We start from the raw sequence: 1,673 nt of genomic DNA, 5'->3' as shown, positions 1-1,673 counted from the left end.
AGTGAGCGCATTAATCGCCTCAGCAGCCATCTTCAGAACAACATCCACGACTTCTCTTCCCGTCAGGGACTACTGAAGATGATTGGACGCCGCAAGCGCCTTCTCAATTACATGCGCAGCAAGAGCGAGCAGCGCTACAGCGAGACCATCTCCAAGCTGGGCATCCGCGGCTGATCGGGATCCCTCATGGCTGAGCAACGCAGCCCGCTTCCCTTTGAGCCAAAAGGCTCAGGGAAAGCGGCAAAAGAACCTGCTGGGGTGAAGCAAGAAGCCATTCCCCGTTATGTCGCAGACCGGATGGCCCGTCGCGTCGCGATTTTTACAGGACTTCCGTCCCTTGCGGGCATGGGGGTTTTTGTTGCCAGCTACTTCGTTGTGACACGAGATATTGCAGAGATACCACCTGGTGCAACGTTGGTTGGATCGGGTTTTTTCTTTGTTCTTGGCCTCGTTGGCCTGAGCGTCGGGGTCCTAACGGCCAGCTGGGACAAGGAACCTGGATCTCTTTTGGGATTCGAGAATTTCAAGCCAAATGTTCAACGCATGCGTGAATCGATTCGGGCGCAAAAGCAGTCAAAGGGAAACGGAAAAGATCAATAAAACAAAGAAATCTGTGGACAATAAAATCCCTTCCCCAGCATACAAAAATCCTTAAACAAATTAATTACCTTATGAAATCAATGCAATAACTGATAACAATAGGCCATAAAAGCTTAAAGTTAACATCTATTCGCCAATATTTCTGTTGAGCCAGGTCTAGCAATCAGCGCTATACATCAACCCAGCACAAGCCGATCACTACAACGCGCTGTAAACGATTGATCATTCAATGCTTGCACGGCAGCAACTGGATCTCGCACACAGAATTGTGCACCAAGCCGAACATAACGAACCGAGTCTCCGAGACAAACCTCAGCCACCACTGGAACTTTCACGCCGAGCTCATCGCGCTCAGGACGATATTGCGTCAAACATTCACGTAATTTATGTTGAACAGCGATGTCATTAGCTTGATCAGAGGGAATCTGAACAAGGAGCAATTTGAGGTCATCAATGGCACGACAGTCGTCAATGATCAACTGAACACGTTCATCGCGTCGATCGACGCCAGCCCACACGAGCAAGCGAGCTTCTGCCATCAGATGGTCGGCCAAGCGGGCATAACTTTTGGGAAACACAACCGCTTCACAACTACCGGTGAGATCTTCAAGTTGCAAAATGGCCATCCGATCGCCTTTTCGCGTCGTGACTTGACGCAATTCAGTGATCATCGTGATCGCGCTGACCTTGGCTTTATCCGGCTGCTCCTCCAAGGAACCCAAGCCAATGGGTGCCAACAAACGCGATGAAGGAGTGAGCTGTTTAAGCGGATGATCTGAAAGATAAAAACCAACAAGATCTTTCTCCAGTCTGAGCTTTTCAGAGGGGGGATAGTCCGGAACAGGCGCCGCTTTCGGCGCCATGCTGAGATCCGTCGGACCATCGTCCTCCGCTGGGGCAGCCATGAGGTCGAACAGATTTCCCTGACCACTATCTCGATCCTTTGCTCGAGAGGAGGCCCAATCCAAAAGCAGATCGAGATCTGCCATTAACTGCGCTCGGTTGGCATTCGGATCCATGGCATCCATTGCTCCGCAATGGATTAAGGATTCCAAGCCACGGCGATTCAAAAC

Annotated in this window: 3 protein-coding genes; 2 read left to right on the top strand and 1 reads right to left on the bottom strand. The window is 50.6% G+C overall.

Going from position 1 to position 1,673, the window contains the following annotated elements; all coding sequences use genetic code 11:
- Positions 1-174: 30S ribosomal protein S15 (gene rpsO / locus WH5701_RS00255; protein ID WP_006169772.1), on the top strand; the 174-nt coding region annotated here is incomplete at its 5' end.
- A gap of 12 nt (positions 175-186) precedes the next feature.
- Positions 187-600, top strand: a complete 414-nt coding sequence (locus WH5701_RS16090) for a PAM68 family protein (RefSeq protein WP_006169771.1) — start codon at positions 187-189, stop codon at positions 598-600.
- A gap of 176 nt (positions 601-776) precedes the next feature.
- On the opposite strand, the gene WH5701_RS16085 is transcribed toward WH5701_RS16090, so the two are convergent.
- Positions 777-1,673 (bottom strand): OB-fold nucleic acid binding domain-containing protein (locus WH5701_RS16085; protein WP_232201739.1); only part of this gene is annotated, 897 nt, incomplete at its 5' end.

The sequence above is a fragment of the Synechococcus sp. WH 5701 genome (assembly GCF_000153045.1).
Classification (GTDB): Bacteria; Cyanobacteriota; Cyanobacteriia; order PCC-6307; family Cyanobiaceae; genus Regnicoccus_A; species Regnicoccus_A antarcticus.
Note: the sequence above shows the minus strand (reverse complement) of the source record. Positions and strands in the feature narration are given on the sequence as shown.

Bases quoted from the DNA above. Each gene is read 5' to 3' on its own strand.
- WH5701_RS16090 (WP_006169771.1), top strand. From the start codon at position 187: ATGGCTGAGCAACGCAGCCCGCTTCCCTTTGAGCCAAAAGGCTCAGGG.